The 24705-nt window shown below is 69.2% G+C and carries 26 protein-coding genes and 1 pseudogene; 18 read left to right on the forward strand and 9 right to left on the reverse strand.

The window, feature by feature from the left end:
• Positions 1-10: 10 nt before the first annotated feature.
• The 14 genes from ACQCX5_RS11345 to groL all read left to right on the forward strand — a co-directional run bounded on the left by ACQCX5_RS11345 (position 11) and on the right by groL (position 12455).
• Positions 11-1243 carry a glycosyltransferase gene (locus tag ACQCX5_RS11345; protein ID WP_434542137.1) on the forward strand — a complete coding sequence of 411 codons (1233 nt, stop codon included), beginning with the start codon at positions 11-13 and terminating at the stop codon, positions 1241-1243.
• A gap of 713 nt (positions 1244-1956) precedes the next feature.
• Entirely contained in the window at positions 1957-2946 is a 990-nt protein-coding gene (gene tsaE, locus ACQCX5_RS11350; RefSeq protein ID WP_434542138.1) for a tRNA (adenosine(37)-N6)-threonylcarbamoyltransferase complex ATPase subunit type 1 TsaE, read from the forward strand.
• Complete coding sequence (gene tsaB, locus ACQCX5_RS11355; RefSeq protein WP_434542139.1) at positions 2939-3652, forward strand: tRNA (adenosine(37)-N6)-threonylcarbamoyltransferase complex dimerization subunit type 1 TsaB; 714 nt, start codon at positions 2939-2941, stop codon at positions 3650-3652. The genes tsaE and tsaB overlap by 8 nt, the downstream gene beginning before the upstream one ends.
• Entirely contained in the window at positions 3652-4143 is a 492-nt protein-coding gene (locus ACQCX5_RS11360) for a GNAT family N-acetyltransferase (RefSeq protein WP_434542140.1), read from the forward strand. Before tsaB ends, ACQCX5_RS11360 begins: the two co-directional genes overlap by 1 nt.
• Positions 4136-5179: a tRNA (adenosine(37)-N6)-threonylcarbamoyltransferase complex transferase subunit TsaD gene (tsaD, locus tag ACQCX5_RS11365; protein ID WP_434542141.1), complete on the forward strand. Its 1044-nt coding sequence runs from the start codon at positions 4136-4138 to the stop codon at positions 5177-5179. Before ACQCX5_RS11360 ends, tsaD begins: the two co-directional genes overlap by 8 nt.
• A gap of 59 nt (positions 5180-5238) precedes the next feature.
• A complete protein-coding gene (locus ACQCX5_RS11370) occupies positions 5239-6072 on the forward strand; it encodes a rhomboid family intramembrane serine protease (protein ID WP_434542142.1) in 834 nt (277 codons plus the stop codon).
• Positions 6069-6557 (forward strand): NUDIX hydrolase, encoded by a 489-nt coding sequence (locus tag ACQCX5_RS11375; RefSeq protein ID WP_434542143.1) that lies wholly within the window; start codon positions 6069-6071, stop codon positions 6555-6557. The genes ACQCX5_RS11370 and ACQCX5_RS11375 overlap by 4 nt, the downstream gene beginning before the upstream one ends.
• Complete coding sequence (locus ACQCX5_RS11380) at positions 6554-7753, forward strand: THUMP-like domain-containing protein (protein WP_434542144.1); 1200 nt, start codon at positions 6554-6556, stop codon at positions 7751-7753. Before ACQCX5_RS11375 ends, ACQCX5_RS11380 begins: the two co-directional genes overlap by 4 nt.
• 51 nt (positions 7754-7804) lie before the next feature.
• A complete protein-coding gene (locus ACQCX5_RS11385) occupies positions 7805-8383 on the forward strand; it encodes a TetR/AcrR family transcriptional regulator (RefSeq protein WP_434542145.1) in 579 nt (192 codons plus the stop codon).
• Positions 8380-9003: an energy-coupling factor transporter transmembrane component T family protein gene (locus ACQCX5_RS11390; protein ID WP_434542146.1), complete on the forward strand. Its 624-nt coding sequence runs from the start codon at positions 8380-8382 to the stop codon at positions 9001-9003. Before ACQCX5_RS11385 ends, ACQCX5_RS11390 begins: the two co-directional genes overlap by 4 nt.
• A gap of 80 nt (positions 9004-9083) precedes the next feature.
• Positions 9084-9644, forward strand: a complete 561-nt coding sequence (locus tag ACQCX5_RS11395; RefSeq protein WP_434542147.1) for a biotin transporter BioY — start codon at positions 9084-9086, stop codon at positions 9642-9644.
• The gene (locus ACQCX5_RS11400; protein WP_434542148.1) at positions 9645-10328 is read left to right on the forward strand and encodes an energy-coupling factor ABC transporter ATP-binding protein; all 684 of its coding nucleotides are present in this window, start codon (positions 9645-9647) and stop codon (positions 10326-10328) included.
• Between the two features lie 223 nt (positions 10329-10551).
• The gene (gene groES, locus ACQCX5_RS11405) at positions 10552-10848 is read left to right on the forward strand and encodes a co-chaperone GroES (protein ID WP_434542149.1); all 297 of its coding nucleotides are present in this window, start codon (positions 10552-10554) and stop codon (positions 10846-10848) included.
• Between the two features lie 23 nt (positions 10849-10871).
• Positions 10872-12455, forward strand: coding sequence for a chaperonin GroEL (gene groL / locus ACQCX5_RS11410; protein WP_434542150.1), 1584 nt, complete (start codon positions 10872-10874; stop codon positions 12453-12455).
• Positions 12456-12643: 188 nt separating this feature from the next.
• Here the strand turns inward: groL and ACQCX5_RS11415 are convergent, their stop codons facing one another.
• Both ACQCX5_RS11415 and ACQCX5_RS11420 read right to left on the reverse strand, forming a co-directional pair.
• Positions 12644-13288 (reverse strand): HAAS signaling domain-containing protein, encoded by a 645-nt coding sequence (locus ACQCX5_RS11415; protein WP_434542151.1) that lies wholly within the window; start codon positions 13286-13288, stop codon positions 12644-12646.
• A gap of 2 nt (positions 13289-13290) precedes the next feature.
• A complete protein-coding gene (locus tag ACQCX5_RS11420) occupies positions 13291-13545 on the reverse strand; it encodes a PadR family transcriptional regulator (RefSeq protein ID WP_434542152.1) in 255 nt (84 codons plus the stop codon).
• Between the two features lie 261 nt (positions 13546-13806).
• Between ACQCX5_RS11420 and guaB the strand changes: the two genes are divergently transcribed.
• The 3 genes from guaB (at position 13807) to ACQCX5_RS11435 (ending at position 16841) form a co-directional block, all read left to right on the forward strand.
• Positions 13807-15330, forward strand: coding sequence for an IMP dehydrogenase (guaB, locus tag ACQCX5_RS11425; protein WP_434542153.1), 1524 nt, complete (start codon positions 13807-13809; stop codon positions 15328-15330).
• A gap of 72 nt (positions 15331-15402) precedes the next feature.
• Complete coding sequence (locus tag ACQCX5_RS11430; RefSeq protein WP_434542154.1) at positions 15403-16503, forward strand: GuaB3 family IMP dehydrogenase-related protein; 1101 nt, start codon at positions 15403-15405, stop codon at positions 16501-16503.
• Positions 16503-16841, forward strand: a complete 339-nt coding sequence (locus ACQCX5_RS11435) for a chorismate mutase (RefSeq protein ID WP_434542155.1) — start codon at positions 16503-16505, stop codon at positions 16839-16841. Before ACQCX5_RS11430 ends, ACQCX5_RS11435 begins: the two co-directional genes overlap by 1 nt.
• A gap of 546 nt (positions 16842-17387) precedes the next feature.
• Here the strand turns inward: ACQCX5_RS11435 and ACQCX5_RS11440 are convergent.
• From ACQCX5_RS11440 to cysK, 4 genes and pseudogenes are all read right to left on the reverse strand, one after another.
• Complete coding sequence (locus ACQCX5_RS11440; RefSeq protein WP_434542156.1) at positions 17388-18278, reverse strand: DUF7224 domain-containing protein; 891 nt, start codon at positions 18276-18278, stop codon at positions 17388-17390.
• A gap of 305 nt (positions 18279-18583) precedes the next feature.
• Complete coding sequence (locus ACQCX5_RS11445) at positions 18584-19267, reverse strand: ATP-binding cassette domain-containing protein (RefSeq protein WP_434542157.1); 684 nt, start codon at positions 19265-19267, stop codon at positions 18584-18586.
• Positions 19268-19530: 263 nt separating this feature from the next.
• Positions 19531-20070 (reverse strand): annotated as a pseudogene (cysE, locus tag ACQCX5_RS11450) (serine O-acetyltransferase); the annotation flags it as partial.
• Positions 20070-20996, reverse strand: coding sequence for a cysteine synthase A (gene cysK, locus ACQCX5_RS11455; protein WP_434542158.1), 927 nt, complete (start codon positions 20994-20996; stop codon positions 20070-20072). The pseudogene cysE and the gene cysK, both read right to left, overlap by 1 nt.
• A 127-nt stretch (positions 20997-21123) precedes the next feature.
• On the opposite strand from cysK, the gene guaA reads away from it, so the two are divergent.
• Positions 21124-22692, forward strand: a complete 1569-nt coding sequence (guaA, locus tag ACQCX5_RS11460; protein WP_434542159.1) for a glutamine-hydrolyzing GMP synthase — start codon at positions 21124-21126, stop codon at positions 22690-22692.
• A gap of 71 nt (positions 22693-22763) precedes the next feature.
• On the opposite strand, the gene ACQCX5_RS11465 is transcribed toward guaA, so the two are convergent.
• The 3 genes from ACQCX5_RS11465 to ACQCX5_RS11475 are packed head-to-tail and all read right to left on the reverse strand — an operon-like array spanning position 22764 to position 24594.
• On the reverse strand, positions 22764-23156 hold the full coding sequence (locus ACQCX5_RS11465) for a PspC domain-containing protein (RefSeq protein WP_434542160.1): 393 nt from the start codon (positions 23154-23156) through the stop codon (positions 22764-22766).
• Complete coding sequence (locus ACQCX5_RS11470) at positions 23153-23374, reverse strand: hypothetical protein (protein WP_434542161.1); 222 nt, start codon at positions 23372-23374, stop codon at positions 23153-23155. The genes ACQCX5_RS11465 and ACQCX5_RS11470 overlap by 4 nt, the downstream gene beginning before the upstream one ends.
• On the reverse strand, positions 23371-24594 hold the full coding sequence (locus ACQCX5_RS11475) for a PspC domain-containing protein (protein WP_434542162.1): 1224 nt from the start codon (positions 24592-24594) through the stop codon (positions 23371-23373). Before ACQCX5_RS11475 ends, ACQCX5_RS11470 begins: the two co-directional genes overlap by 4 nt.
• Between the last annotated feature and the right edge of the window lie 111 nt (positions 24595-24705).

The following is a 24705-nucleotide window of genomic DNA, read 5'->3' on the forward strand; positions in this document are numbered from 1 at the left end:
GGTGGCCGCGATGACTGACACCGAACTCACGACCCGGGTCGCCGCCGCCGACCACACCGCCACCGCGCTGGTCGACATTGTGATCCCGGTCTACAACGAACAACGCGACCTCGAGGCGTCGGTCACCCGGCTGGTCGACTTCCTCGCCCGGGAATTCCCGTACAGCCACCAGATCACCATCGCCGACAACGCCAGCACCGACGACACCCCTGTCATTGCCGACCGACTCAGTCGCCAGCTGCCCGGCGTGCGCTGGGTGCGCCTCGAGCAGAAGGGTCGCGGGCGCGCCCTCAAGCAGGTCTGGGCACAGTCCGGTTCGGCGGTGCTCGCCTACATGGACGTCGACCTGTCCACCGACCTGCGGGCCCTGCTGCCGCTGGTGGCCCCGCTGGTCAGCGGGCATTCCGACGTGGCCATCGGCACCCGGCTCAGTCGCGGCAGCCGGGTCGTGCGCGGCGCCAAGCGCGAGTTCATCTCGCGGTGCTACAACCTGTTGCTGCGCACCAGCCTGGGGGTCGGGTTCTCGGATGCCCAGTGCGGGTTCAAGGCGGTGCGCTCTGACGTGGCGCGCGGCCTGCTGCCGCTGTGCGAAGACAACAACTGGTTCTTCGACACCGAGATGTTGGTGCTGGCGCAGCGGGCGGGGCTGCGCATTCACGAGGTGCCGGTGGACTGGGTCGACGACCCGCAGTCGAGCGTCAACATCGTGGCCACCGCCGCCGAGGACCTGCGCGGCATGGCCCGCCTGGCAAGGGGCTTCGCCACCGGGGCGATCCCGCTGTGGCGGCTGCGGGACGAGGCGCTGGCCCGCCGGCCGATGGCTGCTCCTGTCCCCGGGGTGCCCCGGGGCATGGTCGGCCAGGTCGTCCGGTTCGCGGGGGTGGGGGTGGCGAGCACGATCGCGTATGCGCTGCTTTATTGGCTGCTGCGCCAGGGCATGGGGGCACAAGCGGCGAACTTCGTGGCGCTGGTGGTCACTGCCGTCGCCAACACCGCCGCGAACCGGGCGCTGACCTTCGGCGTGCGGGGCCGGGACAGGCTGGTCACCGACCACCTCGGCGGACTGGGCGCCTTCGGCATCGGGCTGGGGCTGACCAGTGGGTCGCTGGGGCTGCTGCACACCTGGGGCGCGGGCTCGCCGCGCTGGGTCGAGCTGGTGGTGTTGACGGGCGCGAATGCGATGGCGACGGTGGTGAGGTTCCTGGTGCTGCGGCGGTTGATGCACGCCCGGGCGGATGGGTGAGAGTGGAGTTTGCCTGTCGGCGGGAACTTTGCTCACCGGCGCCGCGGGGCAAAGTTCCCGCCGGGCGGCAGGGTTCCCGCGGGGCGGCAAACGTGGGGCGCGGACGAGGCACCAGCGCGGCCCTCACTCGCCTCCGGTCGTCCTCGAACTTGCACATGTGGCACCAGTGCCACGTTCGCCACCGGAATCGCCCGAAGCGGGTGCACAAGCGCCACCGGTGCCACTTCTGCAAGATCCGGCCGGGCTGGCACCCCGGGGCCGGGCCGAGCAAGATGGTTCCGGGCGCGGACGAGGCACCGGCGCGGCCCTTCACCAGCCTCCGCTCGTCCACGAACTTGCACACGTGGCACCAGCGCCAGGTTCGCACCCGGAATCGCCCGAAGCGGGTGCACAAGCGCCACCGGTGCCAGTTCTGCAAGATCCGGGGCTGGCGGCGGGCTTTGCCGCCCGACGGCGAGTCTGCCTGCCGGCGGGAACTTTGCCCACCGGCGCCGCACGGCAAAGTTCCCACCAGGCGGCAGGGTTCCCGTGGGGCCGGCAAACGGGCCCCGGACGAGGCACCAGCGCGGCCCTTCACCAGCCCGGCGCTCGTCCTTGAACCTGCACGAGAAGTTCTGTGCCACCACACGGCGATTCCCGCCCCGCAGCAGCCCGAATCCCCGTTTGCCTGCACGAAACTTCGCCACCGCGCCAGCGGCGTACACTGGTCGATCGTGACCAAAACGCCCGAAGCCGCCGCCATCACCATCCGGCTCGCAGAACCCGACGACGCCGCCGCGGTGCTGGGTGTGGTGCAGGCAGCCTTCGCCGCCAGGCCCCCGGTCGACCCGCCCGCGGCCGCCCTGTCCGACACCGTCGACGACGTCATCGCCGTCATCGACGCCGGGGGAGAGGTGCTGCTCGCCGAGGTCGACGGCACCCCCGCCGCCTCGCTGCAGGTCACCGCAGTGGTCGACCAGCTCGACGGCGAGCACCTGGTCACCATCAACCGTGTCAGCGTCGTGACCGAGTTCCGTCACCTGGGGCTGGGGGCTGCCATCATCCGCGCCGGGGTGCTGGTGGCCACCGAAATGGGCGCCACCGTGGTCGAACTGCTCGCCCGCAGAGAGTTTCCCGGCAACCGTCGCATGTGGGAATCCCATGGCTTCCACGCCGAGCGCGAGCACCCCCTGGGCTGGATCATGCGCCGTGAACTGCCCGTGCGCCTCGAGGTGCCTGATGGCCCGGCGATGCAGCACCTCGGCGAGGCCATCGCGCCGATCCTGCGCGCCGGTGACCTGCTGATCGCCTCGGGCGAACTCGGCGCCGGCAAAACCACCTTCACCCAGGGCCTGGCCCGCGGCCTCGACGTCGACGGTGCGGTGATCTCGCCCACCTTCGTCATCAGCCGCGTGCACCATTCCCGCCACGACGGCCCCGACCTCGTGCACGTCGACGCCTACCGACTGGCCTCGGCCGCCGAGGTCGACGATCTCGACCTGGACGAAACCCTCGCCGGTGCTGTCACCGTCGTCGAATGGGGCGAGGGGCTGGTTGAGAGCCTCAGCGATTCCGCGCTGCACGTGCAGATCCAGCGCTCCGGTGACCCCGACGACGAGACCCGCACCGTGCTGGTCTGGGGCGAGGGCCCCCGCTGGAACGACATCGCCCTGCGCACCAGCCTCACCTGGCCCGCCACTACCCTGGAGCACACCCATGGCTGAACCCCGCTGGACGCTCGCCATCGACACCTCCACCACCGTCTGCGCCGCAATCGCCCTCGACGGCCAGCTCGTCGCCGAGGCACATGTCGACGACACCCGCGCCCACACCGAGGCGCTGATTCCGCTCGTGACCCAGCTGTGCGCCGACGCCGGCATCGCGGTGGCCGACCTGGGCGAATTCGTCGTCGGCGTCGGTCCCGGCCCCTTCACGGGCCTGCGCGTCGGCATCGTCACCGCCCACACCCTCGCCGCGCTCGCGGGCCAGCCGCTGCACGGCGTCTGCAGCCTCGACGTCATCGCGCGCCAGGCCGTGCTCACCACACCTGAGGACGACGCGCTCGCCGGTGGCTTCACCAGCGTCATCGACGCCCGCCGCAAACAGGTCTACTGGGCCCGCCACGATGCCGCCGGCGCCCGTGTCGACGGCCCGTTCGTCACCGACCCCGACGCACTTCCTGACCTGCCCGTCACGGGCCCCGGCGCCGCGCTCACGCCTCGTCCGGTCGTGGGCCCCGCCCACCTCGACGCCGGTGTGCTCGCCACCGACTGGGCCCAGCTGCCCGACGCCGGCATCGAGCCGCTCTACCTGCGCAAGCCCGACGCGACCGAGCCGACCCGGCGCAAGTCGACGCTGCTGCCCACCAGCCTGTCGCCGCGCCGCAAGCGCACCAGCCGCCTCGGACGACTGAAGGGCGAAGCCCCGTGATGCCCGCCCGGGCCACCATGGACGACGCCGCGGCGCTGGCGGCCCTCGACGCCCGCTGCTTCGCCCCCGGCGAACGCTGGAGCCAGCAGCTGTGGCATGAGGAACTCGACGCGGCCGCGCAGCCCAGCACCGGCCGGCTCGTGCTCGTGCAGCGCGACCGCGACATCATGGCCGCCGCCACCTTCTCGTCCGTCTTCGAGACCGCCGAACTGCTGCGCGTCATGGTCGACCCCACCCACCGCGGGCTGGGACTGGCCCGCCAGTTGGTCGAGGCTGGTCGCCTGTGGGCGTCCGAACGCGGTGCCGAGCGGATGCTGCTCGAGGTGCGCCACGACAACCTGGCCGCCCTGCGGCTGTACGAGGGGCTCGGCTTCTCGTCCATCGACACCCGCCGTGACTACTACGGCACCGGGCTGCATGCGGTCGTCATGCAGGTCGCGCTCAACGCCCCGAACCACGCCAGCGACCGTGAAGGAGCCCACCGTGTCTGAACCCCTCGTGCTCGGCATTGAATCGTCCTGCGACGAGACGGGGGTCGGCATCGTCCGCGGCACCGAATTGCTCGCCCACGAGGTCGCGTCGTCCGTCGACCAGCACGTGCGCTTCGGCGGCGTGGTGCCCGAGGTCGCCTCGCGGGCACACCTCGAGGCGATGGTGCCGACCCTGCAGCGGGCCTGCGAAAATGCCGGCGTCGACCTGGCCGACCTGGACGGCATCGCCGTCACCGCGGGCCCCGGGCTGATGGGTGCGCTCGTCGTCGGTGTTGCCAGCGCCAAGGCCCTGGCCGCCTACCTGAACAAGCCGCTGTACGGCGTCAACCACCTGGCCGGACACGTCGCCGTCGACCTGCTCGACCACGGCGACCTGCCCACCCCGTGCGTCGCGCTGCTGGTCTCGGGTGGGCACACCTCGCTGCTGCTCGTCGACGACATCGCCACGAAGATCACCGAGATCGGCTCGACCATCGACGACGCTGCTGGCGAGGCCTATGACAAGGTGGCCCGCGTGCTCGGTCTGCCCTACCCGGGCGGCCCGGTGATCGACAAGGCTGCCCAGCTCGGTGACCCGAGCGCCATCCGGTTCCCGCGCGGATTGACCGCCAGGCACGACCTCGAGAAGCACCGCTTCGACTTCTCGTTCTCGGGCCTCAAGACGGCCGTCTCGCGCTGGGTCGAGGCCCGCCAGCGTGACGGACTCGACGTGCCCGTCAACGACGTCGCGGCCTCGTTCCAAGAGGCGGTGGCCGATGTGCTCACCGCCAAGGCCGTCGACGCCGCCACCCACCACGGCGTCACGCACATGCTCATCGGCGGGGGAGTGGCCGCCAACTCCCGGCTGCGCGCCCTGCTCGAGGAACGCACCGCTGCCGCCGGCATCGAGCTGCGTCGTCCCCGGCCTGCGCTGTGCACCGACAATGGGGCGATGATCGCCGCCCTCGGGGTCCAGGTCATCAAGGCGGGCGGTCGTCCGAGCTCGCTGGGCATTTCGGCCAATTCGGGGCTGCCGGTCAGCACGATCCTGGTCTGACGATCCTGTGCTGACGTCTGCCCAGGGGCCTTGTCGGTGACGTCGGTACGCTTGGACGCGTGAGCATCTACAGCTACGGCAGCTACGGCGCCCCAGAGGGTTGGTTCAAGGTCGGACGCGTGGACGTCACCTCCACAGTGTTCGTGGCGGCCCTCGGCGCCATCGGCGTGGTCGTCTCGGCCTTCATGCCGCAGCTGCTGAACGTCGCGGTGCTCGACCCCGCCGCGATCATGCGCGGCGAGGTCTGGCGGTTCTTCACCTGGCCGTGGTTCGACCGCATCTCGCTCTGGTCGGTGCTGTCCCTGGCCATCCTGTGGTATTTCGGCCGCGACCTCGAGGGCCAGATCGGCCGCAACCGCATGGCCTGGCTCTATGGCGGCATGTGGCTGGTGCTGTCGCTGGTCTCGTTCGGCATCGGCTTCGTGCTGGGCGGCGGGGCGCTGCTCGGCATGGGCTACCTGCAACTGTTGGTGCTGCTGCTGTGGATCGCCGAGTACCCCCGACGGCCGTTCTTCTTCGGCATCCCCGCGTGGGTCATCGGGGTGGTGCTGGTGGCCGTGCAGGTGTTGCAGCTGGTCATGTTCCGGGCCGTGGGTGGCCTGGTCACGCTGGTCATCTCGATCGTGCTGGTGGCGGTGCTGGCCCGCTCGCAGGGGCTGCTCACCGACTACGCCTGGATCCCCGGACGCCGCGCCGCCGGCTCACGCCAGAAGGCCGGGGTCGGTGCCCGGGTCAAGCAGGCCAAGGCCAGCCGCGAGCAGCAGCAGCGCAGCAATGACGCCGCCCGCATCGATGAACTGCTCGACAAGATCGGCGCCCAGGGCATGCACAGCCTCACCGATGCCGAGCGCCGCGAACTGGAACGCCTGCGCCAGCGCCGCCAGACGCGATGATCACCCCGATCCTGACGACGCTCGCGTTCGTCCGGCACCCCGATGGTGAGCGGGTGCTGATGTGCCACCGGGTCGCGCGCGCCCGCGACGAGCAGCACGGCAAATACAACGGCCTGGGCGGCAAGGTCGAGCGTGACGAAGACGTCGTGGCCTGCATCCGGCGCGAACTGTGTGAAGAGGCTGGGCTCGAGGCGGTCTCGCTGCGGCTGCGTGGCACCGTCTCGTGGCCGGGGTTCGGCCGCGACGGGTCCGACCACTTCGGGTTCATCTTCGTGGTGGACGAGTTCACGGGCGAACCCCCTGCAGGTAACGACGAGGGCGTGCTCACGTGGGAACGCATCGACGACCTGCCGCGGCTGCCGATGTGGGAGGGCGACAGGCACTTCGTGCCGCTGGTCTTCGACGAGGCGGTGCCGCAGTTCCATGCGGTGCTGCCCTACCGCGACGGTCGCCCGGTGGGCTGGGACGTGAGCGTGCTGGGGTGAGCGCGCTGCTCACCGACAGCACCGGCCAGCAGGCGTTGGCGCTGGCCGCCGCCCAGGACGACCCGGGCTCCGTGCAGGCCGCAACCCGGCTGCGGGCGCAGTTCAGTTCCGAACTGGCCACCGCGGCCCTGCACCAGGAAGCGCTGCGCCGCCGCGCGCGGGCCAAGTTAGGCGACCGCGCCGCCGACATGCTGTTCACCGCCGACGGGCTCGAACAGGCCACGCGCCCCGAGGTCTCGCGGTGGCGCTTCGCCCGGCTCGTGGCGGCGGGTATCACGAGGGTGGTCGACCTGGGTTGCGGCATCGGTGCCGACGCGATGGCAGCCCTCGACGCCGGTCTTGACGTCGTGACGATCGAGCGCGACGCCGAGGTCGCCGAGTTTGCCCGGCACAACCTTGCCGTCGCGAATGGGCAGGCCGGCCCAGGGACGGCCGAGGTCGTCGTGGCCGACGCCATCGACTGGGCCGCGGCGCACCTGCACTCGTCCAGCCCCACGACGGCCGTGCTGCTCGACCCCGCCCGGCGCACCGACCGCGGACGCACCTGGCGCGTCGAAGACCTGAGCCCCCCGTGGGACTTCGTGCTCGACGTGCTGGCGGCGGGTCGCCCGGCCGTGGTGAAGCTGGGCCCCGGCATCGACCGCAGCATGCTGCCGCAGGTGCCGACGAGCCACGTCAGCCACGGCGGTGATGCCGTCGAGACCACGCTGTGGGGCGGGCCGCCCGGCGTTGCGTTCCCAGGGGTGGAAGCGGTCGTCATCGACCGCGCCGGCACCGTGCACACACTGTCGGGGCAGCCACGCGCCGTGCCGTTCGGCCCGCTCGGATCCTGGCTGCACGAGCCCGACCCCGCGGTGAGCAGGGCCGGGCTGGTGGGGCTGCTGGGCGATGACCTGGTCCAACTCGACCCGACCGCGGGCTACTACTCCGGCAATGTCGACCTGACCAGCCCGTTCGTCACCAGCTTCGAGGTGCTCGAGGTGCTCGAGGCCAGCCCCAGACGGTTGAAGGCCTGGGTGCGAGAGCATGGCGTGGGCACCCTCGAGATCAAGAAACGGGGTCGCGGCGGCCTGCTCGATGTCGACCCGGCGGCCCTGCGGCGCCAGCTGAAACCCAAGGGCCCGGCCAGCGCGACGATCGTGCTGGCCCCGACCGGTGAGGGCGTCCGGGCCATCGTGTGCCGACGGGCGGGCTGAGCCCACCCAAGGCATTGTTGAACGGTGTTCAGCTGCCGGTACTCTGGCCCCATGCCGCTGACGAAGACCGAGGTGCTCGCCGCAGCCCTCGAGATCCTCGATAGCTACGGGCTCGCCGACCTGAGCATGCGCCGCCTCGCCGCCGACCTCGGCGTGCAGCCGGGCGCGCTCTACTACCACGTCGCCAACAAGCAGACGCTGCTGGTCGAGCTGGCCGATGTGGTGCTGGCTGACCTCGAACCGGCCGGCGGCCCTGCCGTTGACCCCGATGCCGACCCCAGCCAGGTCGTCCGCGACTTCGGTGCCCGGCTGTACGCGCTGCTGCGACGGCACCGCTCGGGCGCCGAGCTGGTCAGCGCCGCGCTGGCGATGCGCCCGGTCGACGAATCGCCGGCCACCGGGCTTGCTGCCCGGCTCGAACGGCTCGGCGTCGATACGGACGATGCCCAGGCCCTGGCCCACGGCACCCTGCACCTGGTGCTCGGCCACGCCCTCGACGACGAGCAACGCCGCCAGTACGCCCAGTTCAACCCGGACGCCACCACGGACGGCGCCGACCCCGCCCGCCTCGACCGCGCCCTGCAACTGCTCGGCGCCGGGCTCGCCGCGCTGGCAACGACACCGCCATGATGACCCTCTACCAGCCCGGCCACAGCCTCGTGCACCGCTGCCCGGCCGGCGTGAAACTGCTGGTCATGCTGGCCTGCGGCACGGCGGCCTTCTTCGTGGACGACCTGCGCGTGCTGCTCGTGGCCCTGGGCGTGGTGCTCGGGCTGGTGGTGGTCGCAGGCATCCGTGCCCGGGTGGTGTGGCGCACCGCACGCGCCGTGCTCGCGATGGTGGCGCTGGTGGTGGTGTTGCAGGGGCTGCTCGGTGACTGGCCCACAGCCTGGGTAGTGGGGGTGCGCGTGCTGGTGGTGATCGTGCTCGCCAGCATGATCACCTGGACCACCACCCAGGGCCAGATCATCGACGCCGTCGAATGGACCGCCGGCCCGCTGCGCAGGTTCGGCGTGCGCCCGGAGCGCATCGGGCTGATGATCGCGCTGGTGTTCCGGTTCGTGCCGGTCATTGCTGAGGAATCGGCGCGCGTGCGCGAGGCCCATGACGCGCGGGGCGTGCGACCGGGGTTCAGCTACCTGGCGCCACTGGTGATCCGCACGCTGCGCATGGCCGATGGGCTGGGGGAGGCGCTCGAGGCACGCGGTGTTGATGATGAGCGTGTCGACGCTGCGCGACGTCCGAGTTGAACACTGTTCAAAAAGTGTGGTGCAATACGAGCTGCCCCGCCCTGATCGTCCACGAACCTGATCGTCCACGAAAGGCCCCGATGATGCGTGCCAAAGACCTCGCCCTGGTCGCCCTGTTCACCGCGCTGATGGTGGTGCTGGGGCTGGCCCCGCGCATCCAGCTGCCGCTGCTGCCGGCGCCGTTCACCACCCAGACGCTCGGCGTGATGCTGGCCGGTGGCATCATCGGCGCCAAGCGGGGGTTCGCCTCGATGGCCCTGTTCGTGCTGCTCGTCGCCGTCGGCGCGCCGGTGCTCGTGGGCGGGCTGGGCGGCTTCGGCATGCTGCTCGGCCCCACCGGCGGGTTCATCTGGGCCTACCCCCTCGGCGCCCTGGTCACCGGCCTGCTGGTCGAGGCCTGGTGGAAGCGCCTGAACTACGTCTGGGCGTTCATCGCCTGCTTCATCGGTGGCTCGCTCGTGCTCTATGCCATCGGCCAACCCTGGCTGATCGCCAACAGCGGGCTGACGCTCTCGCGGGGCTGGTGGTCATGGGTGATCTACCTGCCCGGAGACCTGGTCAAGACGGTCGTCGCCGCCGCGGTGATCGTGACCGTCAAGAAGGCCTACCCGTTGATCGCCCCGCGCCGCGTGACCGCCTGAGTGATCGAGCTCGACCAGGTCAGCTTCAGCTACCCGCAGCGTGACGTGCTGCGGGGCGTGAGCCTGCGCCTGGTCGAACCCCGCATCGGCATCATCGGCGGCAACGGCTCGGGCAAGTCGACGCTGGCCCGGCTGCTGAACGGCCTGGTCGCACCCACCGAGGGGCGGGTGCTGGTCGATGGCCTCGACACCCGCCGCGACCTCAAGGGCGTGCGGCGCAAGGTTGGCTTCGTCTTCCAGGACCCCGACCTGCAGATCGTGATGCCGACGGTCGTCGAAGACCTGGCGTTCTCGCTTCGTCCACTCAAACTACCCGCCGCCGAACGCGACCGACTGCTCGACGAAACCCTTGTCAAATACCGGTTGGACGCCCACCGCGACCACCCGGCCCACCTGCTGTCGGGGGGCCAGAAGCAGTTGTTGGCGATCGCGGCAGTGCTGATCACCAACCCCTCGGTGTTGGTCATGGACGAGCCCACCACGCTGCTCGACCTGCGCAACCGCCGGGCCGTGATGCGGCTGGTCGCGGGCCTCGAGCAGCAGGTGGTGATGGTCACCCACGACCTCGATGTGCTGGCCGACTTCGACCGGGTGCTGGTGATCGATGACGGCCGGGTCGCCGCCGATGGGGCACCGGCCGAGGCGATCGCGGCGTACGAGCGGTTGGTCGAGGCCTGGGCCTGATCCCCGGGCGCAGTTCTCTGGCACTCGGGTTCTCATGGCGCTCGGGGTTCTCTTGGCACTCGGGTTGATCGAGTGCCAACCCGGGTATAGGTTGGTTCTTGGCACTCCCGTACCGAGAGTGCCAGCGCCAGACGGGGCGGCACCGCGACGACGTCCCACCCGGCATTGTGTGGACAATCTCATCTGCCCCAGGGCAGCAATTGAACAAAGAAAGGGGTTTGACGTGGCAGCCACGATCAAGCCGCTCGAGGACCGCGTCCTCGTTCAGCCTCTCGACGCCGAGCAGACCACCGCTTCGGGCCTTTTCATCCCGGAAACCGCCAAGGAGAAGCCCCAGGAGGGCAAGGTCGTCGCCACCGGTCCCGGCCGCATCGATGACAAGGGCAACCGTGTTCCCCTCGACGTTGCCGAGGGCGACGTCGTGATCTTCAGCAAGTACGGCGGCACCGAGGTCAAGTACGACGGTGTCGAATACCTGCTGCTGAACGCGCGCGACATCCTCGCCGTCGTCAGCAAGTGACCTGGTAAGGACTGGTAGAACACATGGCAAAGACCCTTCAGTTTGATGAGGAGGCGCGTCGCTCGCTCGAGCGTGGCGTCGACATCCTCGCGAACACCGTGAAGGTGACCCTCGGCCCCAAGGGCCGTTACGTCGTCCTCGACAAGAAGTTCGGTGCCCCCACCATCACCAACGATGGTGTGACCGTGGCGCGCGAAGTCGACCTCGAAGACCCGTACGAGAACCTTGGCGCTCAGCTCGCCAAGGAGGTCGCCACCAAGACCAATGATGTTGCCGGCGACGGCACCACCACCGCCACCGTGCTGGCCCAGGCGCTCGTCCACGAAGGCCTGCGGGCCGTCGCATCGGGCGCCAACCCGGTCGGCCTCAAGCGGGGCATCGACCAGGCCGTGACCGCCGTGGTCGACGAGCTGCGCAGCCTCTCGCGGTCGATCGAGACCACCGAGGACATGGCGAACGTGGCCACCATCAGCTCGCGCGACGAGCAGATCGGCGCCCTGATCGCTGACGCGTTCGACAAGGTCGGCAAGGACGGTGTCATCACCGTCGACGAGTCGAACACGTTCGGCACCGAGCTCGAGTTCACCGAGGGCATGCAGTTCGACAAGGGCTACCTGTCGCCGTACTTCGTGACCGACGCCGATCGCATGGAGGCTGTGCTCGAGGATCCCTACATCCTCATCCACTCCGGCAAGATCAGCTCGATGAACGACCTGCTGCCGGTGCTCGAGAAGGTCATCGCCGCCCACGGCACCCTGTTCATCGTGGCCGAGGACGTCGATGGCGAGGCGCTGTCGACCCTGGTCGTGAACAAGATCCGTGGCACCTTCACCTCTGTTGCCGTCAAGGCCCCGGCCTTCGGTGACCGCCGCAAGGCCATGCTCGAGGACATCGCGATCCTGACCGGTGGTCAGGTCGTCGCCCCCGAGGTCGGCCTGAAGCTCGACCAGGTGGGTCTCGAGGTGCTCGGCCGCGCTCGTCGCGTCGTCGTCACCAAGGACAACACCACCATCGTCGACGGCGCTGGTGCCCATGAAGAGGTTTCGGCTCGCGTGGCCCAGCTGCGCGCCGAGATCGAGCGCACCGATTCCGACTGGGACCGCGAGAAGCTGCAGGAGCGGGTTGCCAAGCTCGCCGGTGGCGTCTGCGTGATCAAGGTCGGCGCTGCCACCGAGGTGGAGCTCAAGGAGAAGAAGCACCGCATTGAGGACGCCGTCTCGGCCACCCGTGCGGCCATCGAAGAGGGCATCGTCGCCGGTGGCGGCTCGGCCCTCATCCACGCTGCCCGCGTGCTGAACGATGGCCTCGGCCTGACCGGTGACGAGCGCACCGGTGTGCAGATCGTGGCCCAGGCCGTGCGTGAGCCGCTGCGCTGGATCGCCGAGAATGGTGGCGAGCCCGGTTATGTGGTCGTGTCGAAGGTCGCCGAGCAGGAGCCCGGCAATGGCTACAACGGCAAGACGGGCGAGTACGTCAACCTCATCGAGGCCGGCGTCATCGACCCCGTCAAGGTGACCCGCTCGGCGCTGGCGAACGCGGCGTCGATCGCGTCGCTGCTGCTGACCACCGAGACCCTGGTGGTCGAGAAGGTCGAGGACGAGGACTGATCACCTCGACCACGAGCTGAATGGCGAACGCCCCGGGAAGCCCGGGGCGTTCGTCGTTGGTGGGTGAACGTTCACGCCGACACCTTTGGGGGCACGTCGACACCGGTGGACAGGTGTCAGCGCGCACGCAAGGGTGTCAGCGTGCCCGTTTCAGCCATGCCGCGGTCCCGTGCGACTCCGGGAGCCGATCAGCCCCGTCTGGCCGCCCGGACGAGCTTCAGGCTCGCCCACACCACGAAGGCCAGGTAGATGATCGTGAAGCCGATGGCCACCCAGTTCATGACACTCAGCCCCGGATCCGGAGCCGGCTCGCACCCCTCACCCGCACAGGTGACAGTTGCGACGAAGCCCACGCCGGCGACCGCCGCCCACGTGAACGGCATCAGCGTGCCCCACGACAGGGCGGCCAACACCTTGTCACCCAGGTTCCAGCGGCTCGACAGCACCAGCGCCACGATGCCCGCGACCCACATCGGGATCGCCAGGAACCACACCACGAAGAGCAGCGCGGCCCCCACCAGCAGGATGGCTGCAGCGGCCTCGGCTCGTCCCCGGTTCGGCTTCTCGGGCGCGGTCATCGGCACCCCCATGGACGAGCCTTGCGGCGCGGCGGCATCGACGACCTCGGCAGGCGTGCCCAACCGCTCGAGCACGTCGCGAATCTCGGCCTCGGACGGGTCGCCGGCCAGCGGCGGCTGGTTGAAGGCATCGAGCAGGTGGTGCTCGATGTCGGCGACCAGTTCGTTGGCCTGGTCGGCGGGCAGCCGGCGGGCCTCGGCGCGCAGCCGCGCGAGATAGTCGGCGACGAGCCGGTGGTCGAGTGCGCTCATCATGATCATTGCCTTCTGGTGAGGATGTCGTCGACGGAGAGCTTCAGTGCGCCCCATGCCTGACGGAAGTCGTCGAGGGCCTGGTGGCCCTCGGGGGTGAGCGAGTAGTAGCGCCGCGGGGGGCCCGACGGCGACTCGCCCCAGGCGGTCTGCACCAGACCGTCCTTGCGCAACCTGCTGAGCAGGGGATAGATGGTGCCTTCGCGGGCCAGCAGACCAGCCTGCGACAGTTCGGTTACGCCGCTCCCCCTGGAGTGCACGACGCTCCCCATCCGTCCATGCCGCTCCCCACCGAGCCGGCCGCCACGGGAGCGTCGTGCGCCGAAAGGGAGCGTCGTGCGCCTGAGGGGGAGCGTCGTGCACCGAACGGGAGCGTCGCGGGCGGAAGGGGCGCCACCGCCACCGCCACCCACCACCCCCGTGCGCCCAGCGCGAACGCGGACGCCCAGCAACGTTCCCGGTTTCAACAACCCACGGCCCGGCGCATAGAATCGAGACCGGTCGACGGAAAGGCGCACGCAGTGAACGACGAGCTCAACGGCACCGGAGTGCCCCCTAAATTTGCCACTCTGGGTCTCACCTACGACGATGTGCTGCTGCTGCCCGGCGAGACTGACGTCATCCCCAGCGAGGTCGACACCACTGCGCAGCTGACCCGCGACCTCACCATCAGGATCCCGCTGCTCTCAGCCGCGATGGACACCGTCACCGAGTCGCGCATGGCCATCGCCATGGCCCGCAACGGCGGCCTCGGCGTGCTGCACCGCAACCTGTCGATCGAGGACCAGGCCGAACAGGTCGACCTGGTCAAGCGCACCCAGACCGGGCGCATCACCAATCCCGTCACCATCGGCCCCGATGCCACCCTCGAAGAGCTCGATGCGCTGTGCGGCCGCTACCGCATCTCGGGCGTGCCGGTCGTCGACGAGCAGCGCCGACTGCTGGGCATCTGCACCAACCGCGACCTGCGGTTCACCCCCGTGGACGAGTGGGCCACCACCTACGTGCGTGACGTGATGACCTCGTCCCCGCTGTTCACCGCACCCAGCGACATCAGCCGTGAGGACGCGACGCTCATCCTGCGCCAGAACAAGCGCGAGCGGCTGCCGCTGGTCGACGCCGACAACCGGCTCACCGGCCTGATCACGGTCAAGGACTTCGTGAAGTCCGAGCAGTTCCCCGACGCCAGCAAGGACGCCCAGGGCCGGCTCATGGTCGGCGCCGGGGTGGGGTACTTCGGCGATGCCTGGCAGCGCGCCACCACGCTGATCGAGGCCGGTGTCGATGTGCTCGTGGTCGACACCGCCCATGGTCACGCACGGCTGCTGCTCGACATGGTGCGCAAGCTCAAGGCAGACCCCGCCACCCGCAACGTGCAGGTGATCGGCGGCAACGTCGCCACCCGCGCCGGCGCCCAGGCGCTGGTCGAGGCCGGCGTGGACGCCGTCAAGGTCGGTGTCGGCCCCGGCTCGATCTGCACCACCCGCGTGGTCGCCGGTGTCGGCGTGCCTCAGGTGACCGCGGTCTACGAGGCCAGCCTCGCCGCCGGCCCAGCGGGCATCCCGGTAATCGCCGACGGCGGCCTGCAGTACTCGGGCGACATCGCGAAGGCCCTTGTCGCAGGCGCTTCAACGGTGATGGTGGGCTCGATGCTCGCCGGTTGTGAAGAGAGCCCGGGCGAGACCGTGTTCATCGCCGGCAAGCAGTACAAGCAGTACCGGGGCATGGGCTCGCTCGGCGCCATGAGCAGCCGCGGCAAGAAGTCCTACTCCAAGGACCGTTACTTCCAGGCCGACGTGGCCAGCGATGACGAGCTGATCCCTGAGGGCATTGAGGGCCAGGTGCTCTACCGCGGCCCCGTCGGGCAGGTGCTGCACCAGATGGTCGGTGGCCTGCACCAGTCGATGTTCTACGTGGGTGCGCGCACGATCCCCGAGCTGCAGCGCAACGGCCAGTTCGTGCGCATCACCTCGGCGGGCCTCAAAGAGAGCCACCCGCATGATGTGGCCAACATCGCCGAGGCGCCCAACTACAGCGGTCGCTGACGTCGTCCGGGCTGCCGGGCACTAAAGTGTGTGGCTGGCGCGAGCCACACACCGACAGCGAAGGCAGGTCACATGTACGACATCGGACGCAGCAAGCGCGCGGAGCGTGCATTCTCGCTCGACGACATCGCGATCGTGCCGAGCAGGCGCACGCGTGGCGCCGAACAGGTCGACCTGCGCTGGAAGATCGATGCCGTGCAGCTCGACTTCCCGATCCTCGCCGCACCGATGGACTCGATCATGTCGCCGGCCACAGCGATCGAGGTCGGACGTCTGGGCGGCCTGGGCGTGCTCAACCTCGAGGGTCTGTGGACCCGCTACGAAGACCCCGAGCCGGTGCTCGCCGAGCTGGCGGACTGTGACGACGCCGACTCGACCGAGACCCTGCAGCGCATCTACTCCGCGCCGATCCAACCCGAACTGATCCGGGCCCGCATGGACGAGATCCGCGACGCCGGGGTGCCCGTGGCCGGCTCGCTGTCGCCGCAGAACACCCAGGAGTTCGCCGAACATGTCGTGGCCAGCCAGCCCGACTTCTTCGTGATCCGGGGCACCGCCGTCTCTGCCGAGCACGTCTCCGACGCCGCCGAGCCGCTGAACCTGAAGAGCTTCATCCACCAGATCGACGTGCCCGTCATCGTCGGCGGCTGCTCGAACTACCGCACGGCCATGCACCTGATGCGCACCGGCGCCGCCGGCGTGCTCGTCGGGTTCGGTGGCGGTGCCACGCATGCCAACCGTGAGGTGCTGGGCATCGAGGTGCCGATGGCCACCGCGATCAGCGACGTGGCCGAGGCGCGCCGCGACTACATGGACGAGTCCGGTGGTCGCTACGTGCAGGTCATCGCCGACGGTTCGGTCGGGCGCTCGGGTGACATCGCCAAGGCCATCGCGTGTGGCGCGGACGCCGTGATGGTGGGCGCGCCGCTCGCGCGCGCCACCGAGGCCCCCGGACGCGGCTGGCACTGGGGCGCCGAGGCCTGGCACGAGTCGCTGCCCCGCGGCGCACGGGTGCGCCTTGACCAGGTCGGCAGCCTCGAAGAGGTGCTGGTGGGCCCCTCGCACACCTCGGACGGGTCGATGAACCTGGTGGGGGCGCTGCGCCGCGCGATGGCGATCACCGGCTACACCGATGTGAAGTCGTTCCAGCGCATCGAGATCGTGGCGCATTGATGGACGAGCAGGTGACGGACGACGCGGCGGTCCGGCAGCGGTTGGGTGAACTGCGGGGCAGCATCGACAATCTCGACGCCGCACTCGTCCACCTGCTCGCCGAGCGGTTCAAGGTGACGCGCCAGGTGGGGCAGCTCAAGGCCCGCGGCGGACTGCCCCCGGCCGACCCCGCGCGCGAGCAACAGCAGATCGAGCGGCTGCGCGCGCTGGCCGTCGATGCCCAGCTCGACCCCGAGTTCGCCGAGAAGTTCCTGACGTTCATCGTCACCGAGGTCGTGCGCCACCACGAGCAGATCGCCCGCGGCGAGCAGCCGACCGACGACGAGGATCGGGGCTGAGAGCCGCTACGGCGGCGAGCACCGGCAGCAGCCAGGTGCGGGAGTCCCCCCGCAGCGTGTAGATCGCCCACCATGCGCTGCCCGGCACGGTGCGTGCGAGTGCCGTGGTGACCACGAACCACACCACGGGGCCGAGCGAACTGAACACGCTGCCGGTCAGACGCCACAACACGAGCGTCAGGCCGGTCGTGAACAAGGCGGCCCGCGCGTACAGCGAGGTGGTCGCACCGGCAGCCATCATGGCCGCCGCCGGCACGAGTACGGCAATCCAGGCCGCAACCAGCCCCACGCGGCCCAAGGGTCGGGTCGACACGGATTCCCATTGGGTCCGAGGCTCGAGGACCCAGACGATGACGGCCCCGAGCAGGACGGCGGGAAGGCACAGCGCGGGGACTGATACTGCGCCGGTCAAGCTCGGCAAGCGCACCGAAGACCCCGACGCAGTCCACGCAACCAGGGGGAGCAGGGTGAGCGCGACCAGGCCGACGCCCACCCGGTGCGCGTGTCGATACAAACCCCAATCTCGCCAGTTCGCGCCTGGGCTGCTCACGGTTTTGTGCCGCAGACGCCACGAGCGGCCATGGTGGTGGCGAACCACTGGTCCTGCTGGGGGAGCGGCTGAGCGAGAATTTTTGCCAACGTGGGTGAGACCGTCACATCTGCGCGATTGAAACCTGCGGCCAGCCAGACCCAGGCGGCAAGGTCTTGAAACGATGCAGGCCCGTGCCAGGGTTCGCGCAACGCGCATGCCGGCATGGGCACCGCTGCGGCCCCCATCACCACGGACCGGCGGACCACCGTGTCGCTGCCGGGGTTGGCTCCGCCCTGGTAGCTCCACTCCGCAGCGGTGGCGGATGACAGGGCCTGCGGCGCTGTGACACCGACCTCGTCCAGCACCTCGACGATCCGGCGCGCGGTGTCCGTGATCACGGCACGATCGCGTTCCTGTTCCGGCCACAGGCAGATCTGCGGCTTCTGGCCTTGGCACACCAACTGGTTGGTCGGCCGATCGTGGACGCCGTTGGGGTGGGTCACGGGTGCCACAAGCCATAGGCACAGGCCGGTGACCAGCGTCTGGACCACTACCACCAGGCCGGCGCGGGGCCAGCTGGGGCGCTGGACCAGCCACCACAGGACGCCGACGAGCGAGAGGTAGAAGGCGAGGCTGCCGACGAGGACGCTGAGTGAAACTTCCTGGTCGAGCAGGCAGCACGAGCTGTGCAGCGCGAGCACGTGACGCCACGCCATCGCGTTGGTGGCCTCGGGGAAGGCCATGCCGACGAAGCCCACCATTGCTGCCACTGGCACGGCCAGAGCCACCGGCACAACCCGCCCGAGCAGGAACCCCAGCAGTGTCCAGGCAACCAGCAGCAGGATTGAGGTCAGGATCAGGGTCAGGTCGACAGGCCGGGGAGTACCGCGCAACAGCGGGGCCATGCGCGCGACCCCCAACATCGGGGTGAGGACCGCGGCCCATAGAGCAGGGGTGAGCCAGCTGACGATGAGCCGCCATGGACGGCGGGTGGAGACGGACTCGGGCGCCCTGGCGCGCCGCGACGCCCACCCCTGCAGGGCGGCCCACCCCGCCAGTGCGGCAGGCAGCAGGATGAATAGCTGCGGCAGGTTCATGAAGGCGCTGGGCCACGTGCGAGTGAGTTGCCAGACCAAGCCCTCCGCCGGGACGAGGGAGACCGCAGCAGTCAAGGTGAACAGCGCGGCAGGCAGCAGCCAGTGTCGCGGCATCACTCCTCCTCGCGGATCAGGGAACGGTAGGCCGATACAGCCCTCTCTTCAGTGGCAGCCCCACTGCCAAGGCTGATGAAGTCGGTCCAGGAGCTCTCGTGAATGATCCGGCCCCTGTCCATGACCGCGACGTTGGCTTCGGGGAGTCCCATGTCTTCGGTCTGGTGGGTGGCAATGAGGCAGTCCACCTCCTCGAGTTTCCCCACGAGGGCATAGAGGCGCGAACGCTGATTTGGGTCGAGCCCGGCAGTGGGTTCGTCCATCAACAACACCGTAGCGTCGTGGGTGAGCGCACAGGCAATGGCCAGTCGGCGCAGCTGGCCCCCGCTCAGCTGCGAACTTCGCTCATTGGCCTTCCCTGTCAGGTGGACGCGTTCCAACGACGATGCGGCCCTGTCCCAGGCGTCGCGACGGGACAATCCCTTGAGCCAGCCGGCGTAGGCAACCTGCTCGCGTGAGGTCATCCCAGGAATGGGGTCGACGCGCTGGGGAATCCACCCGACACGCTGTCGCCACAGTGGCAAGGACTTCGTGTCCAACTGCTGGCTGCCCCACAGCAGTTCCCCATGCTGAGGCGTCAACGACGTGGCCAGGAGCGACAACAAGGTCGATTTTCCCGCACCGTTGGGTCCCAACAGGAAGGTCGTGCCCGTGGGCAGGTGCCACGAAAGGGTGTCGAGCACCCATGGGCCCCTGCGGCGATAGCGGAAGCTGACCTCGGAGCACGCCACTGTCATCAATAATCCACCCTCGTGGCAGGAGTCATGATCGAACTACCTCGTGCAGCGCGTGCCTCGTGCTGGGGCTCCGTTGTCCCTTCAGCCACGTTGTCCGGCACGCTAGCAGTTCATAGAGCCGCCTGCCCTCAGATCATGAATTCCGGTGCCAGCCCAGCCTCGGGTTCGTCGCCGGTGGTCGTGGCACCCGAACCGGTCCGGTGGTCCCGAATCGTCGACGGCGCGGCCAGCACCGTCTCACCCGCAGGCACGTCCTTGATCACCAGTGCCCCCGCGCCGATCTTGGCGTCGTCGCCGAGCGTGATGTTGCCGAGCACCACGGCGCCGGCGCCCACCACGACGCGGTCACCGAGGGTCGGGTGGCGCTTGGCGCCGCGTTCGAGTGAACGCCCGCCGAGTGTCACCTGGTGATAGATCATGCAATCGTCCCCGAGCACGGCCGTCTCGCCAATGACGACGCCCATGCCGTGGTCGATGAAGAACCGGCGGCCGATCGTGGCCCCGGGATGAATCTCCACACCGGTCAGAAACCGGCTGAACTGGCTCAACGCACGGGCAACGGGCTTCAGCGCCGGGCTGGCGTTCCACAGCGCATGCGAGACCCGGTGCGTCCAGATGGCGTGGACGCCCGAGTACAACAGCGCCACCTCCAACCTGTTCACGGCCGCCGGATCATTGCGCATCGCTGCATCGAGGTCTTCGCGAAGGTGTCCGCGGACCTCGGCCAGCCCGGTGCTGAAGTCACCCATCAAGAATCCAGCAGGTGCTTGTAGAGCAGGCTGGACAGGTACCGCTCGCCAAGGTCGGGGATGACCGTGACGATGGTCTTGCCCGCGTTCTCGGGACGCGCAGCAACATCGGCGGCAGCCTTGAGCGCTGCACCCGACGAGATGCCGACCATCAGGCCCTCCTGGGTGGCAGCCGCGCGGGCGGTGGTCAGGGCGTCCTCAGAAGCCACCTGCACGACCTCGTCGACCACACTGGCGTCGTAGGTGTTCGGCACGAAGTTGGCGCCGAGACCCTGGATCTTGTGGGGGCCGGGCTGGCCACCCGAGAGCACCGGCGATTCGACGGGCTCGACCGCGATCACCTGGATGTTCGGGTTCTGCTCCTTGAGGTACCTGCCGGCGCCGCTGACGGTGCCGCCGGTGCCCACGCCCGAGACGAGGATGTCGACCTTGCCGTCGGTGTCGTTCCAGATCTCGGGGCCGGTGGTCTTGTAGTGGATGGCCGGGTTGGCCTCGTTCTCGAACTGGCGCACGAGCACGGCACCCTGGGCGCCGAGTTCTTCAGCCTTGGCGACAGCGCCACGCATGCCCTCTGCGCCGGGGGTCAGCACGAGTTCGGCACCGAAGGCCCGCAGCAGGGTACGACGCTCGAGCGACATCGTGTCGGGCATCGTCAGCACCACCTTGTAGCCGCGCGCAGCGCCGACCATGGCGAGCGCGATGCCGGTGTTGCCCGAGGTGGCCTCGACGATGGTGCCGCCGGGCTGCAGCTGCCCGCTGGCCTCGGCCGCGTCGATCATCGCGACGCCGATGCGGTCCTTGACGGAGTTGGCCGGGTTGTAGAACTCCAGCTTTGCCAGCACGGTGGCGGGGGTGTCGATCAGACGGTTGATCTTCACCAGGGGCGTACGCCCAACCAGTTCAGTGACATTCGAAAAGACGGTCATGCACTGACTCAATTGCCTGCTGCCCCGAAATATTCCGGGTTCCAGAATGTGGACGCCCCTGGGCTGGTGACGACCCCCTCCGGTGCGCGGTCATCGGCAGGGGGCTGACGCCACTAGGATGCTGCCCATGTCCGATCCCGCCACCGAGGCCCTGCACGCCCCCGTCCTGGTCATCGACTTCGGCGCCCAGTACGCCCAGTTGATCGCCCGTCGCGTGCGTGAGGCCAACCTGTATTCAGAGATCGTGCCACACACCTTCACGGTCGAGCAGGTGCTGGCACGTCGTCCTGCCGCGATCATCCTGTCGGGTGGGCCGCAGTCCGTCTATGCGGACGGCGCCCCGCAGGTCGACCCGGCGCTGTTCGAGGCCGGGGTGCCGGTGTTCGGCATCTGCTACGGCTTCCAGGCCATGACCCAGGCGCTCGGTGGCGTGGTCGCCAAGACCGGGCTGTCCGAATTTGGACGAACCCAGGTCTCGATCGATCAGGGCGGTTGCATCCTGGCCGGCCTGCCGTCGACCGCGAACATGTGGATGAGCCATGGCGACGCCGTCTCGAAGTCCCCTGAGGGGTTCACCCCGCTGGCCCACTCGGCGGGCGCGCCGGTCGCCGCATTCGAGCACGCCGAGCGCAAGTTCGCGGGCGTCCAGTGGCACCCCGAAGTGCTGCACAGTGAACACGGCCAGCAGGTGCTGCGCGCCTTCCTGGTCGACCTGTGCGGGCTCGAACCGAACTGGACCAGCAAGAACATCGTCGACGAGCAGGTCGCCCACATTCGTGAGGTGGTCGGCGACAAGCGGGTGCTGTGTGCCCTGTCGGGCGGTGTCGACTCGGCGGTCGCGGCGGCGCTGGTGCAGCGTGCCATCGGTGACCAGCTGACCTGCGTGTTCGTCGACCATGGCCTGTTGCGCAAGGGCGAGGCCGAACAGGTCAAGAAGGACTTCGTGGCCGTCACCGGTGTCGACCTGGTCGTCGCCGACGAGGTCGACCGCTTCCTGGGTGCGCTGGCGGGCGTCAGCGACCCCGAGACCAAGCGCAAGATCATCGGGCGTGAGTTCATCCGCACGTTCGAGGCCACAGCCCGCGAGCTGAACAACGACCGCGACATCGACTTCCTGGTGCAGGGCACCCTGTACCCCGACGTCGTCGAGTCGGGCGGCGGTGAGGGTGCGGCGAACATCAAGAGCCACCACAACGTCGGCGGCCTGCCCGATGACCTGCAGTTCACGCTGATCGAGCCCCTGCGCACCCTGTTCAAGGATGAAGTGCGCGCCGTCGGCGCCGAACTGGGCCTGCCCGACTACATGATCTGGCGCCAGCCGTTCCCCGGCCCCGGCCTGGGCATCCGCATCATTGGTGAGGTCACCGCCGAGCGCCTCGACATCCTGCGCGAGGCCGATGCCATCGCCCGCGCCGAACTGACCGCGGCCGGGCTCGACCGTGACATCTGGCAGTGCCCCGTGGTGCTGCTGGCTGACGTGCGCTCGGTGGGCGTGCAGGGCGACGGGCGCACCTATGGCCACCCCGTGGTGCTGCGACCGGTCTCGTCCGAAGACGCGATGACCGCGGACTGGACGCGCGTGCCCTATGAGGTGCTCGAGAGGATCAGCACCCGGATCACCAACGAGGTGCGGGAGGTCAACCGTGTGGTGCTGGACGTGACCAGCAAGCCGCCGGGCACGATCGAATGGGAATGAGTGAATGGGGAAGGCCCCGCAGCAGGTGACCTGCTGCGGGGCCTTCGCCGTGTGTGGACCCGGCTGGGGGATCAGTCCTTGTAGAGGTCGAACGGGTCAGGGTCGCCGGGGCGGTTGGCCTGCGGGGTCTGCGGGGCAGGGCCGGGCTGGGACGAGGAGTTCGGGGACCAGGGCTTGGAGCCGGTGTTCTTGTCGAACAGCTTCTGGCCTTCACGCACGGCCTGGTCCATGAACGTCTTGTCCGAGCCCTCGGCGGGCAGGACCGCCCACGCGATCAGGTAGGCGACCAGCACGAGGCCACTGGTGAACACGGCCGCGACGGCCGTGATGATGCGGATGATGCCGACGTCGACGCCGGTCTCGCGGGCGATGGCTGCGCAGACACCGGCGATCATCTTGTCGCTGCTGCGGCGGTACTTGGTGGGCACTTTGGCTCCTGAGAAGTTGGAGAGATTGGTGTTCATGACGGGTCCTGTCGTGATTGGTGGCGGTTGATGACGAGGCCGAGGGCACCCAGGGCGATCAGCACCAGGGGTGCTGCGACCTGGACGACCTGCCAGTTGATGGCCACGCCGAATGATCGGACGAGACCGATGGTGGCGACGCCCAGCAGGATCACGCCCCAGATCAGGGAGTTGGCGTCGACGCGGTAGTGCTGGTTCTGGTTCCGGTGGGCGGTCATGAGAGCGTCACCTTCGAGGCGTTGGCGGTCAGCACGATCACCAGGGCGGGTTGGCCGGGAACTCGTTTGTTCAGCGTGCCGTTCACCCAGCCGCCGGAGACCGTCTCGTCGTGGTCGAACAACGAGGCCGCCTTGAGGTCGTAGCGCACCTCGTAGCTGCGCGGCAGGCGCAGCGTGAGGTCTGAATAGGTGACGTCGATGGTGACGACCTTGTCCGCGGTCAGGGGCACGGCCGAGAAGTCAGCCACCGCGTGTTCCTGCAGGCCGTAGGTCAACGTCTGCGGCAACTGCGTGGCCGCGGTATAGGTCACGGTGGGTTCCCCGGCGTGTTCCGGTGGCGGCATCACCAGGGAACCAAACATGAGCACGCTGGCGAGCACGCCGGCGGTGACCGCCAGGTGCGGACGCCGGGTGAACGACCCGATCAGCAGGCCCAGGCCCAGCACCGCGATGAACGTTGCGGTGGGCAGCACCAGGGGGTGCGCACTCGACGTGAAGGTCTGGTTCGCCAGCGAGGCGGCCCCGATGGCGAAGGCACCCACCACCAGGGCAGCCAGCCACGAGGGGCGCCGGTGGGTGCGTCGCGGGGCCGGTGCGGGCGAGGCCGCGACAGCCCGGGGCTCCTGGTGCTGATCGTCGTACAGGTCAAGGGTCGCACCGAGCCGGGGCACCTGTGGGGGAGCGGGGGCCAGCGGCTCGGTGCTGAGGTAGACCGACTCGAGGCGGCTCTGCCAGGCCATCGAGGCGGCGTCGAAGTTCGTCATGGGCTGGCGCATCGGCACTGGCGGCGCCAGCTGGGCGCGGGCCATGGCACGCTGGCGGTGCCTGCGTGAATACCACCAGACCGCCAGCAGGATCAGACCGGGCATGGGGCCGTACGGAAAAACATTGCTCATCAGGCTCATCGCCACGATGCACAGCACCACCAGCGAGCCCACCACCAATGGCCAGCGCCACGTGCGGGTGCTGGGCACCTGCTGGTGAATGAGCGGTTCGGACGACCCCTCTTCGACCATGAACACCCAGCAGAAGGCGTACAGCACAATGCCGACGCCACCGGACAGCGCGAGCAGGCTGAAGCCGGCGCGCACGAGCAGGGGGTCGATGCCGTAGCGCAGCGCAATGCCGGCACAGACACCGCCGACCAGGCGATGGGTGCGCGGGCGCACGGTCGCGAGCAGGCCATCGGGCACGTTGCTGCGACGAAGCGTTTCGGTCATGGTCCCATCTTCACCCGACTCGGGCGCCCACGTCATCGGGATCGACCCTGACCTGCCACTGACTTGGGTGTCCGGTGCTGGCCTCAGGGGCACGAACATGTGACGCTTGGG

The organism is Aestuariimicrobium sp. G57 (genome assembly GCF_050110855.1).
Taxonomy (GTDB): domain Bacteria; phylum Actinomycetota; class Actinomycetes; order Propionibacteriales; family Propionibacteriaceae; genus Aestuariimicrobium.

Excerpts from the sequence above, each read along its gene's own strand:
- ACQCX5_RS11345 (WP_434542137.1), top strand. The coding sequence starts at position 11 with ATGACTGACACCGAACTCACGACCCGGGTCGCCGCCGCCGACCACACC.
- tsaB (WP_434542139.1), top strand. The coding sequence starts at position 2,939 with ATGGCTGAACCCCGCTGGACGCTCGCCATCGACACCTCCACCACCGTC.
- ACQCX5_RS11360 (WP_434542140.1), top strand. The coding sequence starts at position 3,652 with ATGCCCGCCCGGGCCACCATGGACGACGCCGCGGCGCTGGCGGCCCTC.
- ACQCX5_RS11375 (WP_434542143.1), top strand. The coding sequence starts at position 6,069 with ATGATCACCCCGATCCTGACGACGCTCGCGTTCGTCCGGCACCCCGAT.
- ACQCX5_RS11385 (WP_434542145.1), top strand. The coding sequence starts at position 7,805 with ATGCCGCTGACGAAGACCGAGGTGCTCGCCGCAGCCCTCGAGATCCTC.
- ACQCX5_RS11390 (WP_434542146.1), top strand. The coding sequence starts at position 8,380 with ATGATGACCCTCTACCAGCCCGGCCACAGCCTCGTGCACCGCTGCCCG.
- ACQCX5_RS11395 (WP_434542147.1), top strand. The coding sequence starts at position 9,084 with ATGATGCGTGCCAAAGACCTCGCCCTGGTCGCCCTGTTCACCGCGCTG.
- groL (WP_434542150.1), top strand. The coding sequence starts at position 10,872 with ATGGCAAAGACCCTTCAGTTTGATGAGGAGGCGCGTCGCTCGCTCGAG.
- ACQCX5_RS11415 (WP_434542151.1), bottom strand. The coding sequence starts at position 13,288 with ATGATGAGCGCACTCGACCACCGGCTCGTCGCCGACTATCTCGCGCGG.
- ACQCX5_RS11430 (WP_434542154.1), top strand. The coding sequence starts at position 15,403 with ATGTACGACATCGGACGCAGCAAGCGCGCGGAGCGTGCATTCTCGCTC.
- ACQCX5_RS11435 (WP_434542155.1), top strand. The coding sequence starts at position 16,503 with ATGGACGAGCAGGTGACGGACGACGCGGCGGTCCGGCAGCGGTTGGGT.
- ACQCX5_RS11440 (WP_434542156.1), bottom strand. The coding sequence starts at position 18,278 with ATGGCCCCGCTGTTGCGCGGTACTCCCCGGCCTGTCGACCTGACCCTG.
- cysK (WP_434542158.1), bottom strand. The coding sequence starts at position 20,996 with ATGACCGTCTTTTCGAATGTCACTGAACTGGTTGGGCGTACGCCCCTG.
- guaA (WP_434542159.1), top strand. The coding sequence starts at position 21,124 with ATGTCCGATCCCGCCACCGAGGCCCTGCACGCCCCCGTCCTGGTCATC.
- ACQCX5_RS11465 (WP_434542160.1), bottom strand. The coding sequence starts at position 23,156 with ATGAACACCAATCTCTCCAACTTCTCAGGAGCCAAAGTGCCCACCAAG.
- ACQCX5_RS11470 (WP_434542161.1), bottom strand. The coding sequence starts at position 23,374 with ATGACCGCCCACCGGAACCAGAACCAGCACTACCGCGTCGACGCCAAC.
- ACQCX5_RS11475 (WP_434542162.1), bottom strand. The coding sequence starts at position 24,594 with ATGACCGAAACGCTTCGTCGCAGCAACGTGCCCGATGGCCTGCTCGCG.